This is a genomic window from Mesorhizobium sp. M4A.F.Ca.ET.090.04.2.1 (assembly GCF_003999085.1).
Lineage (GTDB): Bacteria > Pseudomonadota > Alphaproteobacteria > Rhizobiales > Rhizobiaceae > Mesorhizobium.
Map to the genome: position 1 here is coordinate 1 of NZ_RZOT01000095.1, position 13,464 is coordinate 13,464.

Annotated in this window: 11 protein-coding genes and 1 pseudogene; 2 read left to right on the plus strand and 10 right to left on the minus strand. The window is 64.0% G+C overall.

What is annotated here, in order from left to right; all coding sequences use genetic code 11:
• From EN781_RS09475 to EN781_RS09505, 7 genes are all read right to left on the minus strand, one after another.
• Positions 1-196 (minus strand): iron-sulfur cluster assembly protein (locus tag EN781_RS09475; protein ID WP_127399922.1); only part of this gene is annotated, 196 nt, incomplete at its 3' end.
• 5 nt (positions 197-201) lie between these two features.
• Complete coding sequence (locus EN781_RS09480; RefSeq protein WP_126054866.1) at positions 202-1,443, minus strand: cysteine desulfurase; 1,242 nt, start codon at positions 1,441-1,443, stop codon at positions 202-204.
• A gap of 96 nt (positions 1,444-1,539) precedes the next feature.
• Positions 1,540-2,814, minus strand: a complete 1,275-nt coding sequence (gene sufD / locus EN781_RS09485) for a Fe-S cluster assembly protein SufD (protein WP_127399923.1) — start codon at positions 2,812-2,814, stop codon at positions 1,540-1,542.
• A gap of 25 nt (positions 2,815-2,839) precedes the next feature.
• Positions 2,840-3,595 (minus strand): Fe-S cluster assembly ATPase SufC, encoded by a 756-nt coding sequence (sufC, locus tag EN781_RS09490; RefSeq protein ID WP_126054868.1) that lies wholly within the window; start codon positions 3,593-3,595, stop codon positions 2,840-2,842.
• A gap of 37 nt (positions 3,596-3,632) precedes the next feature.
• A complete protein-coding gene (locus EN781_RS09495) occupies positions 3,633-3,830 on the minus strand; it encodes a hypothetical protein (RefSeq protein WP_126054869.1) in 198 nt (65 codons plus the stop codon).
• Positions 3,827-5,344 (minus strand): Fe-S cluster assembly protein SufB, encoded by a 1,518-nt coding sequence (gene sufB / locus EN781_RS09500; RefSeq protein WP_126054870.1) that lies wholly within the window; start codon positions 5,342-5,344, stop codon positions 3,827-3,829. The genes EN781_RS09495 and sufB overlap by 4 nt, the downstream gene beginning before the upstream one ends.
• Positions 5,345-5,527: 183 nt before the next feature.
• Positions 5,528-6,688, minus strand: a complete 1,161-nt coding sequence (locus EN781_RS09505) for a cysteine desulfurase family protein (protein WP_126054871.1) — start codon at positions 6,686-6,688, stop codon at positions 5,528-5,530.
• 249 nt (positions 6,689-6,937) lie between these two features.
• On the opposite strand from EN781_RS09505, the gene EN781_RS09510 reads away from it, so the two are divergent.
• Positions 6,938-7,612: an alpha/beta hydrolase gene (locus EN781_RS09510; RefSeq protein WP_126054872.1), complete on the plus strand. Its 675-nt coding sequence runs from the start codon at positions 6,938-6,940 to the stop codon at positions 7,610-7,612.
• A 6-nt stretch (positions 7,613-7,618) separates the two neighbouring features.
• On the opposite strand, the gene EN781_RS09515 is transcribed toward EN781_RS09510, so the two are convergent.
• Both EN781_RS09515 and EN781_RS09520 read right to left on the minus strand, forming a co-directional pair.
• Positions 7,619-8,473 carry a phosphatase PAP2 family protein gene (locus EN781_RS09515; RefSeq protein ID WP_126054873.1) on the minus strand — a complete coding sequence of 285 codons (855 nt, stop codon included), beginning with the start codon at positions 8,471-8,473 and terminating at the stop codon, positions 7,619-7,621.
• Positions 8,474-8,516: 43 nt separating this feature from the next.
• A complete protein-coding gene (locus EN781_RS09520; protein WP_127399924.1) occupies positions 8,517-10,160 on the minus strand; it encodes a glycosyltransferase family 39 protein in 1,644 nt (547 codons plus the stop codon).
• Between the two features lie 347 nt (positions 10,161-10,507).
• On the opposite strand from EN781_RS09520, the gene tyrS reads away from it, so the two are divergent.
• The gene (gene tyrS / locus EN781_RS09525) at positions 10,508-11,761 is read left to right on the plus strand and encodes a tyrosine--tRNA ligase (protein ID WP_126054875.1); all 1,254 of its coding nucleotides are present in this window, start codon (positions 10,508-10,510) and stop codon (positions 11,759-11,761) included.
• A 9-nt stretch (positions 11,762-11,770) separates the two neighbouring features.
• Here the strand turns inward: tyrS and EN781_RS09530 are convergent.
• Positions 11,771-13,464: pseudogene (locus EN781_RS09530) on the minus strand (AsmA-like C-terminal region-containing protein); the annotation flags it as partial.

The window sequence follows — 13,464 nt, forward strand, 5'->3', positions numbered from 1 at the left end:
CCTCGATATCGATCTTGTAGACGAGGCCGAGTTCGTAGATGTCGGCGGGGATTTCCGGGTCGTAGACCGTCTTCAGCGCCGAGACGATGTCGTCGGTCAGTCGCGCCAGCTCGTCGGCAGGAATGGCAGAAGCCGAAACCACGCCGTTCGCGGCCGTTTCCGGAGCTGTCTCTGCGGTGGTGCTCGCATCTTCCATGGTCGTCACCCGAAGAACTTTCGCGCCTTTTCCAGCGCATCGGCCAAAGCGTCGACTTCGGCCCTGGTATTATACATGCCGAACGATGCCCTGCATGTGGAGGTCACGCCGAAGCGTTTCAACAGCGGCTGGGCGCAATGGGTGCCGGCGCGCACTGCCACGCCCTGCCGGTCGATCACCATCGACACGTCATGGGCATGTATGCCCTGCAATTCGAACGAGATGATGGCGCCCTTGCCCGGCGCGTCACCGAAGATGCGCAGCGAATTGATGGCGCGCAGCCGCTCATGGGCATAGTCCTTGAGATCCGCCTCGTGCGCGGCGATGCGCTCGCGGCCGACCTTTTCCATATATTCGAGCGCGGCGCCGAGGCCGATCGCCTGCACGATCGGCGGTGTGCCGGCCTCGAAACGATGCGGCGGCTCGTTGTAGGTGACGATGTCCTCCGTCACTTCCTCGATCATCTCGCCGCCACCCATGAAGGGCCGCATCTCCTCCAGCATGTGCTTCTTGCCGTAGAGCACGCCGATGCCGGAGGGGCCGTAGACCTTGTGGCCGGTGAAGACGAAGAAATCGCAGTCGAGGTCCTGCACGTCGATCGGCATGTGCACGGCGCTCTGGCTGCCGTCGACCAGCACCGGGATGCCGCGGGCATGCGCGATGCGCACGATCTCCTTGATCGGCGTCACCGTGCCCAGCGCGTTCGACATCTGGGTGATGGCGACGAGTCTTGTGCGCGCGGTCAGCCGCTTCTCGAATTCCTCGATGTGGAAGGCGCCGAGATCGTCGACCGGCACCCAGACCAGCTTGGCGCCCTGCCTCTCCCTGATGAAATGCCACGGCACGATGTTGGAGTGGTGCTCCATGATCGACAGCACGATCTCGTCGCCCTCGCCGATGTTGGGCATGCCGTAGCCATAGGCGACCGTGTTGATCGCCGAGGTGGTGTTGGAGGTGAAGACGATGTTGTCGGTGCTCGGCGCATTGAGGAAGCGGCGCACCGTCTCCCGCGCCTTCTCATAAGCGTCGGTCGCGGCATTCGACAGGAAGTGCAGGCCACGATGGACGTTGGCGTATTGCTGGCTGTAGGCGTGCTGGATGGCGTCGAGCACGGCTTTGGGCTTCTGCGCCGAGGCGCCATTGTCGAGGTAGACCAGCGGCTTGCCATAGACTTCCCGCGACAGGATCGGGAAATCGCGGCGGATGGCCTCGACGTCGTAGGGGGTGGATTCGACTTTCTTGTCCATCACAAGCTCTTCCGAGGCACCGCCTCACTCCGTCCAGCACCCCGCTCGGCGCCGCGCGCCGATCCACCTTCTCCCGCGAGGGGAGAAGACAGGCGCTTACCCGTGCGTCAAAAACCAATCGTCGAGCCGCGCTTCCAGCGCCTCGACGAGCGCCTCGTCTTCCAGTTCCTCGATCACTTCGGCGACGAAAGCCTTGACCAGCAGGCCGCGCGCGCTCTTCTCGTCGATGCCGCGCGCCATCAGGTAGAAGAGATGGTCGTGGTCGATCTCGGTGACGGTCGCGCCATGGCCGCAGACGACGTCGTCGGCGAAGATCTCCAATTCCGGCTTGGTTGAGAACTCGCCGTCATCCGACAGCAGCAGCGTGTTGCAGGCCATCTTGGCGTTGGTCTTCTGCGCATGCTGATGCACGTTGATGCGGCCCTGGAAGACGCCGCGCGCCTTGCCGGTGACCACGTTGCGGATCACTTCGGTCGAGGTGGTGTGTGGCACGGCATGGTCGAGCACCATGGTGGTGTCGGTATGGGTGTCGCCGGCCAGAAGGTTGATGCCGCGCAATTTGAAATCGGCGCCCTCGCCGGTCGTGCGCACCACGACTTCCTGACGCACCAGCCTGCCGCCGGCGTTCATCACGAACAGCGTCAGCTTCGCATCCTTGCCGAGATGCGCCTTGAACTGAGCAAGATGCGTGGCGGTATCAGATTGCTCCTGCACGATCAGCCAGGTCACCTCTGCGCCGTCGCCGAGCACGAGTTGGCTGACGGAGCTGACAAGGCCGACACCCTCGCCCGACTGGCGTTCGACGATGGTCGCCTTGGCGCCGGCGCCGACGCGCGTCAGAAGCCGCACATGCGCCTGGCCGCCGGACTGCAGGTTCTGCAGTTCGATCGGCTTCTCCAGTTCCGTGCCGTCGGCGATGTCGACGAAATAGCCGTCGGCGACAAAGGCGGTGTTCAGCGCGCCGATCGCGTCATCGGCGCCATAGGGATCGAGCCCCGGCGCCACGCTGCCGTCGGTGAGCTTTTCAGACAGGCGCTGCACGGTCACGCCCTCGACGGCAGGCAGCTTCGCGGTCGAGGCGCCGTTCAGCACCGGCAGCACGGCGGAGCCTTCCAGCACCGGCGCCATGGCCTTGGCCGTGGCAGCCGGCTCGAAGTCCGGCACCGGATTGAGGTTCAGCAGCCGGCGCAGGTCCGTATAGTGCCATGACTCGACGCGCCGCGACGGCAGGCCGCGCTTGATCGTCTCGATCGCGTCGTCGCGCTTCATCATCACCGCGCCATCGCCGGGCAGCAGCGAAAGCCGTTCGCCGAAGGCGTCGATCAGCGCCGTTTCGGCGGGGGTGCGCTGGGGCTGTGCGTGCATGTTCATTGCTCTCGCCTCGCCTGCTGGCATCTCACGCGGCTTCGCCGATCACGCCGGCGTAGCCATTGGCTTCGAGGTCGAGCGCCAGCGACTTGTCGCCCGACTTGATGACCTGGCCCTTGTAGAGCACGTGGACGCTGTCCGGCACGATGTGCTCCAGCAAGCGCTGGTAGTGGGTGATGACGACGATGGCGCGCTCCGGCGAACGCAGCGCGTTGACGCCGTCGGAGACGATCTTCAGCGCATCGATGTCGAGGCCGGAATCGGTCTCGTCGAGCACGCAGAGTTTTGGTTCGAGCAGCTTCATCTGCAGGATCTCGGCGCGCTTCTTCTCGCCGCCGGAGAAGCCGACATTGAGCGGCCGCTTCAGCATCGCCATGTCCATGTTGAGCGAGGCGGCGGCGTCCTTCACGCGCTTCAGAAATTCCGGGATCTTCAGCGGCTCCTCGCCGCGCGCCTTGCGCTGCTCGTTCATCGCCACCTTCAGGAATTCCATGGTCGCGACGCCCGGTATCTCCATCGGATACTGGAAGGCCAAGAAGATGCCGGCGGTGGCGCGCTCTGCCGGGTCCATTTCGAGGATCGAATGGCCGTTGTAGAGGATGTCGCCCTCGGTCACCTCATAGTCCTCGCGGCCGGCGAGGATATAGGACAGCGTCGACTTGCCCGAGCCGTTCGGGCCCATGATGGCGGCGACCTCGCCGGCCTTCACCGTCAGGTTGAGGCCGCGGATGATCTCGGTGCCGTCATCGACGATGCGGGCGTGCAGGTTTCTGATTTCAAGCATTTTCTTCCATTCGTCCTATGCGTAGCCGTCTGCGCGGCTAAACCCGATTTAACAACTGCTTCAAGGCTTCCAAAAGTGCGTGCCAAAAGCCATCCGGCGAATAAACCGCGACAAGCAACGCAGCGCCCGCTGCGCCCAAACACAACGCCAGTTGCAGCCTCGTTTCCCAGCTGTCCATTCGATCCCGCAGATAGACATGCTTTTCTGCGGATTCGCGTTTGGGCGCCTTCGTCACCCCACACTTCCCTCAAGGCTGATGCCGATCAGCTTCTGCGCTTCGACAGCGAATTCCATCGGCAGCTGCTGGATGACGTCCTTGACGAAGCCGTTGACGATCAGCGCGATCGCCTCTTCCTCGGGGATGCCGCGCTGCATGACGTAGAACTTCTGGTCCTCGGAGATCTTCGACGTCGTCGCTTCATGCTCGAACTGGGCGGTCGAGTTCTTGGCTTCCATGTAGGGCACGGTGTGGGCGCCGCACTGGTCGCCGATCAGCAGCGAGTCGCAGTTGGTGAAGTTGCGGGCGTTGGTCGCCTTGCGATGCGCCGAGACCTGACCGCGATAGGTGTTCTGCGAAAAGCCGGCGGCGATGCCCTTGGAGATGATGCGGCTCGACGTGTTCTTGCCGAGATGGATCATCTTGGTGCCCGAGTCGACCTGCTGGTAGCCGTTCGACACCGCGATCGAATAGAACTCGCCGCTGGAATCGTCGCCGCGCAGGATGCAGCTCGGGTATTTCCAGGTGATGGCGGAGCCGGTCTCGACCTGCGTCCACGAGATCTTCGAACGGTCGCCGCGGCAGTCACCGCGCTTGGTGACGAAATTGTAGATGCCGCCCTTGCCCTCGGCGTCGCCGGGGTACCAGTTCTGCACCGTCGAATATTTGATCTCGGCATCGTCGAGCGCGACCAGCTCGACCACTGCGGCATGCAGCTGGTTCTCGTCGCGCTGCGGCGCCGTGCAGCCTTCGAGATAGGAGACGTAGGCCCCCTCCTCGGCGATGATCAGCGTGCGCTCGAACTGGCCGGTGTTCTTCTCGTTGATGCGGAAGTAGGTCGACAGTTCCATCGGGCAGCGCACGCCCTTCGGCACGAAGACGAAGGAACCGTCGGTGAACACCGCCGAGTTCAGCGTGGCGTAGAAATTGTCGGAGGTCGGCACGACCGAGCCGAGATATTTCTTCACCAGCTCCGGATGCTCGCGGATGGCTTCCGAGATCGAGCAGAAGATGACGCCGGCCTCGGCCAGTTCCTTCTTGAAGGTGGTGACGACAGAGACGGAATCGAACACCGCATCGACCGCGACACGGCCCGACTTGAAGACATTGTCGTTGGCTTCCTCGAGCTCCGAGGCGTCCGTCTTCTGCACGCCGGCGAGGATTTCCTGCTCCTTCAGCGGAATGCCGAGCTTCTCGTAGACCTTCAGGATCTCAGGGTCGACTTCGCTGAGCGAGGTCGGGCCCGGCGTGCTCTTCGGCGCCGCATAGTAGTAGATGTCCTGGAAGTCGATCTTCGGATAGTCGACGCGCGCCCAGGTCGGCTCTTCCAGAGTCAGCCAGCGACAATAGGCTTCCAGACGCCATTCCAGCATCCAGTCCGGCTCGCCCTTCTTCGCAGAGATGAAGCGAATGATGTCTTCGCTCAGGCCCTTGGGGGCCTTGTCCATCGCGATCTCTGTCTGGAATCCGTATTTATACTGGTCGACGTCGATCTTTCGAACCCGATCGATCGTCTCCTGCACAGCAGGCATAAGCGTTCTCCATCCACGCCGGGGTCAAGGCCCGACAGTTTTCAAACTATGGCACCACCAGTGGCCACGCATGGGCGGCCGGGGCGGCGTAAGTTCCATATAGTGCGTTCCGACCGGGAATTCACCCGGCCATTTCAACGCACGGCTCTACCAGGCCCGGGAGGCCCGAATTCCTGTCGCCGCTCAGGCGGCCTTCTCCGCACCGGCACGACGCGCGGCGATGCCCGCGAGTGCTGCCCGGAACAGCTCGATATCCTCGGCGCCGGTCGCATGGCCGATCGACACGCGCAAGGCACCCAGGCTGTCGCCAAATCCCATCGCCTTGAGCACATGGCTCGGCCCGACCTTGCCCGACGAACAGGCCGACCCCGCCGACAGCGCCACGCCGGCGAGATCGAAGGCAATCTGCGCCGTCTCGGCCTTCACGCCGGGAATAGCGAAGAATGTCGTGTTGGCAAGCCTTTGCGCGCCATTTCCGAAGATTTCCGCGTCCGGCGCCAGGGATTTTACCAGGACCTCGACCTCGTCGCGGCGTCGAGCCACCGCGTCGATGCCTTGAAGGCCGGCCAGCGAAGCGCGCGCGGCGGCGCTGAAACCGGCGATACCGGGAAGGTTCTCGGTGCCGGCGCGATGGCCCTTTTCCTGGCCGCCGCCATTGATCAGCGGCTTCGGAATCATCAGATCGGCCGCCGCGACGATGGCGCCGACGCCCTTGGGGCCGCCGATCTTGTGCGAGGACAGGATCAGATAGTCGGCATAGCCGGCCGACATATCGATCGGAATGCGGCCCGCCGCCTGTACGGCGTCGATCACGAGCACGCCACCCGCCGCCTTGGCGGTTTCAGCGATGCGATCGACGGGCTGGATGACGCCGGTCTCGTTGTTGGCGGCGTGGATGGCCACCAGCGGCAGGCCATCGCTCTTGTCGTGCGCGGCGAGAGCGGCAGCCAGCGCATTGAGATCGGCAATGCCGTTTCGATCGACGCCGATCCGGGTCACCTGTTCGGCAGGGAAGCGTCCGCCATTGAGGACGCAAGGATGGTCGGCCTCCGACACGTAGAGCCGACTCATGCGAACCGCGCCGCGCCCCATCCGCCAGTCCGGCGTGAGCAGCGTGGCGGCGGCTTCCGTGGCTCCGGACGTGAACACGACATGCGCGGCCTTGGCATTCACCAAGGCGGCGACATCGCGCCTTGCATCCTCGACCAGTCGCCGCGCCGCGCGGCCCTCGGCGTGGACCGAGGACGGATTGGCGGCACCAAGCGCTGCAACAACCGCCGAACGCGCCTCTTCAAGCAGCGGCGCGCTGGCGTTGTAGTCGAGATAGGCGCGAGTTGCGGCCATTTTCCCTGGATCGGTCCTTTCGAGAGCCATCCTGCGAGGATAGCGCGTTATTTCCTTGAAATCGCAAGGCAAGCCGTCCTATTTACGCGGCTTGCGGCAAGGGCGGTCGGGCCAGCGGGTTCGGCCACCCAGTTTTGAACAATTCTAAACTAGCTTCTAAGAAGACGCTTGCCCGGCGTCAAGGCCACAGTGGGCCAGAGGAAGAGTTGTTCCGGGCTGAGCGCATTCGTACGCCACGTGGAGTTTTTTATGCCTGAGGTCATTTTCGCCGGTCCGGCCGGTCGCCTGGAAGGTCGCTACCAGCCTTCCAAGGAAAAGAGCGCGCCGATCGCCATCGTGCTGCATCCGCACCCCCAGTTCGGCGGCACGATGAACAACAAGATCGTCTACGACCTCTTCTATATGTTCCAAAAACGCGATTTCACCACGCTTCGCTTCAACTTCCGCGGCATCGGCCGCAGTCAGGGCGAGTTCGACCACGGCACCGGCGAACTGTCGGACGCCGCCGCCGCGCTCGACTGGGTGCAGTCGCTGCATCCGGATTCCAAGAGCTGCTGGGTCGCCGGCTATTCGTTCGGCTCATGGATCGGCATGCAGTTGCTGATGCGCCGGCCCGAGATCGAAGGTTTCATCTCGATTGCGCCGCAGCCCAACACCTACGACTTCTCGTTCCTGGCGCCCTGCCCGTCGTCGGGTCTGATCATCCACGGTGACGCCGACAAGGTCGCGCCGCCCAAGGATGTGCAGGCGCTGGTCGACAAGCTGCACACCCAGAAGGGCATCACCATCACGCAGAAGACCTTGCCCGGCGCCAACCATTTCTTCGCCAATGACGCCGACCTTTTGCTGCAGGAATGCGCCGACTATCTCGACCGCAGGCTGGCGGGCGAACTCGCCGATCCCCGGCCGAAGCGGCTGAGGTAAATCGTCTTATGGGTGGTCGGCGCTGAGCCGTCCGCTCTGCTTCGCCATCAATTCCCGGCGCTGGGCTGCGTTGGCCCATCCCAATCGGAATGTCCTCTTGCGTTCCGGCCGCTTCGACGACGGCCGGCCGAAGATGAAGCCCAGCCGGGCAAAGACCAGCCCCGATAGGATCGCGAAGGCCAGCCCCAGCCCGAAGCCGGCAACAGTGTCGCTAGGGTAATGGGCGCCAACGAAGACGCGCGTCGAGGCAATGCACGCCGTGAGCGCCAGGGCGATGTACCAGCGCCTCGGGAACAGCAGCAGCGCGACGCCGAACACCGCGCCCATCGTGGTGGCATGGCCGGAAGGAAAGCCGGCAAAGCGCGCATCCATGGCCAAGGGGTGCAGCGACAAAACCCCGAAATCGTTGAAATAGAGCGGCCGCGCCCGGCCGATGCCGTATTTCAAGAGATTGACCGCCAGGCCGGACAAGCCGACAGCGCAAAGCACCAGGAAGGCGAAGCAGGTCCAGTTGTAGACGAAAAGCCGTGCTCGCCTGGACAGGCTTCGCCAGTCCGTCAGATTGGCGGCGACGAGGCAAAGCGCTGCCGGAATGAGGTACCAGCCGCCCAGGCCCAAATCGGTGAAGAAGTCGGTGAACTGGACGAAGCCGGGCGTCCACACCCCGCGCATTCTGCCGGCGGCGCCGTCGAGGCTGAAGAAGACTGCCGTCGCGAGCAACAGCCAGGCAAACACCCAGACCAGCCAAGGGATCTCGGGGTAACGCGCCGCCCGTACGGCAAAGCGCCTCCTCACGATGCGGATCGTGTCGAGGAAGTTGCCGAGCGAGCGGCGATAGAGGGTGGATGCGATGACGAGCATGATTGGGCGCGAGCTTATAAGGGCAATCGAGGCCCGATGCTATTCACTCTGCCACCCGATAAAGCCCGAGCGCCAGTTTGTCTCCTGACGAATAGTTGAGCCCGTCGATCTCGGTCAGGCGCTTTGCCGACTTGCCCTGCCCCGAAAGCAGTTCGTTGAGCTTCTGCTCGTCCTTGACCGATGCCAGTCCCAGCGCGCAAGCCGGATCGGCCAGCAGGTGCTTTGCGACACCGTCGACATCGGTGAGCACGGTGCTGGTTCCGACAAGGAAGACGAGGCTCGGCTCATGGTACGGGGCGGAGGCGAGCACTGTGGTGTCGCATGGTCGGTTGGCGTCGACCGCGACCTTGATCGCCGGGGTCAGCCAGATCGGCTTCAGCGACGGCGCGATGGTACCGAACAGCAGGGAAAAGGTGATGCCGGCGCAAATGGCAATCGCACCGACGCGTCCGAGCGGCACCTGCAATTGGCGCGGGAAGGCCATGTAGCCGGCGGCGAGCGCAGCAAGCGCGGCGGGAATGCTCCACCACGAAAATGCCTTGGCGAGATAGATCGGCGCGCCAATGCAGACCACCGCCAGGCCGATGGAAACGACGACAAGGCCGAAGGCGGTCGCCCACCACAGCCAGGTCTGCCAACGTTTGAGCGGTGCGTTGGCCTCCTCGGGCTTCAACGTCAGCAACCAGCCGATCAGCAGCGCCATCCCCGGATAGGCCGGCATGACATAGTGCGGCAGCTTGGTCGGGATCGCCTCGAACACCAGCCAGAACGGGATATACCAGGCGAGGCAGAAGCGCAGGCGCGGATCATCCCAAAAGCGGTTGATGGCCTGCAGCCCGGCGCCGACAGCGATCAGGCCGAACGGCCACATGAACAGTGAATAGGTCAGCATGTAGAAGCCGGGCGGCAGGCCATGCGATTCCTCGCCCTGCGCCACCTTGGTCAGCATGTCCTTGCCGACCGCCTCCTGGAAAAAAGCGCCGCCGCTCTTCCAGCTGATGAGAAATATCCAGGGCAGCACGATGAACAGCACGATGGCGACGCCGCGCACCAGCTTCAGCTTGAGGAGCCAGCGCCAGTCGCGATCGAAGGCAACCAGCGCCGCCGCCGTCAGCAGCGACAAGAGCGGCGCCACCGGTCCCTTGATGAGGATGCCAAGTCCTTGCGCGATCCAGAAGATCCAGGGCAGATGGCCAGCGACCGGCTCGTTGCGGCGCGCGGCGAGATAGGCCTGCGCCAGCGCGCCCTGGGCCGTCACGCAGCAGGCCAGAAGCATGGCGTCGGTCTTGGCGTCGCGGCCCTCGAAGGCGGTGGCAAAGATCGCCGCCATCATCAGACCGGCGGCGAGGCCGGCATTGGCGCCGAAGAGCCTCGTGCCGGTCCAGCCGATGCCGACGACGGCGAGCGCGATGCCCAGCATGGAGACCAGGCGATAGACCCAGATCGGCGCGGCGGCGCCCTCGCCGCTCAGCGCCACCGCCGCCGATTGCAGCCAGTAGATGCCGATCGGCTTCTTGTAGCGCGTGACATCCTGCAGGCGGATATCGACATAGTCGCCGGTCTCGACCATCTGCTTGGTCGCCTGGACGAAGCGGGACTCGTCACGGTCGATCGGAGGAAGGCTGGCGAGACCGCCGAAGGTCATCAGCAGGCTGAACAGAAAGAGGATGACGTAGTTCCTGTTCATCGCGGGAGCTTCCGGATCTCGATTTGCGGGATGGTGCCCCGTCGCGGCGCCTGGGCACTGCCCTTTGCGCGGCGCCTCATTACGCCAGCCGCAACCACGAGGCAAGGATACGCAATGTCATCCGCGCGGGACGCAAAACCGGAAACCACTTTTGCTGATCGCGGGTCATTGCTTAGTGGGCGATCGGACGCAAAACCGGATTCCACTTTTGCTGATCGCCGGTCTTTGCTTAGTGGGCGATTGGACGCAAAACCGGATTCCACTTTTGCTGATCGCCCACTGGTGCTAAACGCCCGCCTTCATGTCATGCTTGGCCCGGCGGTCGGGCGATCTTCGGGAAAGAAAAAATGTCCGCCTACAAATCCGATTTCCTGCGCGTCATGAGCGAGCGCGGCTTCATCCACCAGATCTCGGACGAAACCGGCCTCGACCAGCTTTTCGCCAAGGAAATCGTCACCGCCTATATCGGCTTCGATGCGACGGCGAAGAGCCTGCATGCGGGATCTCTGATCCAAATCATGATGCTGCATTGGCTGCAGCGGACCGGCCACCGACCGATCGCGCTGATGGGCGGCGGCACCTCGATGATCGGCGATCCCTCGTTCAAGGACGAGGCGCGCAAGCTTTTGACGCCGCAGGACATCGCGGACAATCTGGCTGGCATTCGCCGCAACTTCGCGCCCTACCTCAAATTCGGCAGCGGCGTCGGCGACGCCGTCATGATCAACAACGCCGACTGGCTGATGGAGATCAACTACGTCAACTTCCTGCGTGATGTCGGCCGGCATTTTTCGGTCAATCGGATGCTCGCCTTCGATTCCGTCAAGCTGCGCCTCGACCGCGAGCAGTCGCTGTCGTTCCTCGAATTCAACTACATGATCCTGCAGGCCTACGACTTCGTCGAGCTCTACAAGCGGCTCGGCTGTCGGCTGCAGATGGGCGGCTCCGACCAGTGGGGCAACATCGTCAACGGCATCGATCTCGGCCACCGCATGGAGGGCGCGCAGCTCTACGCGATGACCACGCCGCTGCTCACCACCTCGTCAGGGGCCAAGATGGGCAAATCGGCCTCCGGCGCGGTCTGGCTCGATGCGGAAATGCTTTCGCCTTACGAGTTCTGGCAATATTGGCGCAACACCGAGGACGCAGATGTCGGCCGTTTCCTCAAGCTCTACACGACGCTGTCGCTCGACGAGGTGGCACGGCTCGAAAAGCTCGGCGGCGCCGAGATCAACGAGGCGAAGAAGGTCCTCGCCACCGAGATCACCGCCATGCTGCATGGCCGGGAAGCCGCGGAGACGGCGGGCGAAACCGCGCGCAAGACCTTCGAGGAAGGCGCGCTGGCCGACACGCTGCCCAGCGTCGAGGTCGGGAGGGCCACGCTTGAAGCCGGCGTCGGCATCCTCTCGCTGTTGGTCACCGCTGGGCTCGCCGCCTCCAACGGTGAGGCGCGGCGGCACGTGCAGGGCGGTGCCGTGCGTCTCAACGATCTGCCGGTCGCGGACGACCGCCGCACGGTGACGCTTCAGGATTTGGGTCCGGAAAACGTCGTAAAGCTCTCAGTCGGCAAGAAAAAGCACGTCCTGGCGCGGCCGGTGTGACGCGCCGCCTCACCGGTACTCGAAGATCGACCTGAAGATTCCGGGCGCGATCACCGACAGCGGGTTGATGTCGAGGCTCGGCTTGTTGGCATTGCCTCTTAGTCGGAAGGTGACGCCGATCAGCCCGCGATCCCGGCCGTTTCCGAGCAGCGGGCCGAACAGCGGCAGTTCGCCGAAGATGCGGTTCAGCCCATAGACCGGCATGAAGGTGCCGGTCATGTCCATGTTGTTGTTCTGGTCGTAGAGCGTGCCTTGGAAAGTGGTGCCGATGCGCTCGCCGCGCAGCACCCCGTTGGCCAGCTTCAGATAGCCGGCGCCCTTGTCGATCTCGGCGTAGCCGCGCTCGAACTTGACCCTGGACGTATCGATATCGGCCTTGACCGCCTGGTTCAGGCTGCGCGTGTCGCCGGCCGGCGTGGTCGACACGATCGAGGCGAGCTTCGGCTCGTTGACGACGAAGAAGTTGGTGGCATCGACCTGACCTTTCATCGGCCCGTCGCTGGCGCCCGCCATCGACAGCGTGATCGAGCCACCCTCCATATGCTCGTAGACATTGAGGAAGCGCAGTATGGCGCCGGCGTCGGCCGACTTCATGCTGAGCGCCCGCCTGCCGTCGGCGGTCGTGTTGCGGATGGTAATGGCCGCGCCGGAGCTCGCGGTGGCGCTGACCTCGAGGCCGTTCACGCGGGAGCCGGCGGCGCTGTAGTTCAGCTTCAGGTTGGACAGCATCTCGTCATGGAAGCCGGTAAGCGAACCGACATCGGCGTTGACGGAAATCGCATCGCTGCCGGTGGTCTTGGTGGCGGTGTCGACATCGGAGGTGAACTGCTTGATCAGCGAGCGGGCGTCGAGCGCCTCGCCGCTGACATCGACCGCATAGCCCTTGCCGGACCGCTTCACGGATACGGCGACATCGTCGCCCCGGTTCAAGGCGACCTTGCTGAAGCGCGCCGACGACAGCGCCCCGTTCACGAGCGTCACATCGCCGTCGACGGAAAAGCTTTTTCCGTCGAGATCGAAGTCGGCGAGCGTCGTGGTGGCACCGGCCTTCTTCATCGCGAACGTGACCTTGGCGGCAACGCCCGCGCCCTTGCTCCACCCCGCCCAGGGAATGTCGAGCCTGGCGTTGGTGAGGTCGGCCGACACGTTCTGTTCGTCGCCTTCGCTCTTGTCGATCGCAACCTTGACGGTTCCCGAAAGCAGCGGCGACAGGCCCGGCATGGCGGCCGCGCGCGTCTTGTCGTCGAGCACGAGCGCGACCTTGCGGCTGCGCGGCGGGCCGTCATCGACGAGCGGCTCGACGATATCGAGCTCGGCCGGGATGCCATTGAGCCGCGCCTTGGCCGAGATCACCGCCTGGTCGGGCTCGACGGTGATAGAGCCGTCGGCCTCCGTCACCGTCTGGTCCTCGAACGGCTTGGCGAGCGACAGGTCCTTGTAGTCCAGCGCCACCAGCCAGTTGAGCTTCGAGGTGTCGACTCCCGACGTCAGCGGTATGTCGGCCTTGACGTGGCCTGTCACCGTGCCGGTGAGATCCTCCGGCAAGAGGCCGACATGGCGCATGGCGTTGATCGGCTCATACGAGGCTAGTTCGGCGATGGCCGGCGCCTCACCGGCAACATCGATGTCGAGCGTGCCGATAACCGGCGCGTGGTTGGCCTGCTTGACCGTCAGCGTGCCGTTGCTGGCCGCCACCGTGCGGC

Excerpts from the sequence above, each read along its gene's own strand:
- sufC (WP_126054868.1), bottom strand. The coding sequence starts at position 3,595 with ATGCTTGAAATCAGAAACCTGCACGCCCGCATCGTCGATGACGGCACC.
- EN781_RS09505 (WP_126054871.1), bottom strand. The coding sequence starts at position 6,688 with ATGGCCGCAACTCGCGCCTATCTCGACTACAACGCCAGCGCGCCGCTG.
- EN781_RS09480 (WP_126054866.1), bottom strand. The coding sequence starts at position 1,443 with ATGGACAAGAAAGTCGAATCCACCCCCTACGACGTCGAGGCCATCCGC.
- sufD (WP_127399923.1), bottom strand. The coding sequence starts at position 2,814 with ATGAACATGCACGCACAGCCCCAGCGCACCCCCGCCGAAACGGCGCTG.
- EN781_RS09520 (WP_127399924.1), bottom strand. The coding sequence starts at position 10,160 with ATGAACAGGAACTACGTCATCCTCTTTCTGTTCAGCCTGCTGATGACC.
- sufB (WP_126054870.1), bottom strand. The coding sequence starts at position 5,344 with ATGCCTGCTGTGCAGGAGACGATCGATCGGGTTCGAAAGATCGACGTC.
- tyrS (WP_126054875.1), top strand. The coding sequence starts at position 10,508 with ATGTCCGCCTACAAATCCGATTTCCTGCGCGTCATGAGCGAGCGCGGC.
- EN781_RS09515 (WP_126054873.1), bottom strand. The coding sequence starts at position 8,473 with ATGCTCGTCATCGCATCCACCCTCTATCGCCGCTCGCTCGGCAACTTC.
- EN781_RS09510 (WP_126054872.1), top strand. The coding sequence starts at position 6,938 with ATGCCTGAGGTCATTTTCGCCGGTCCGGCCGGTCGCCTGGAAGGTCGC.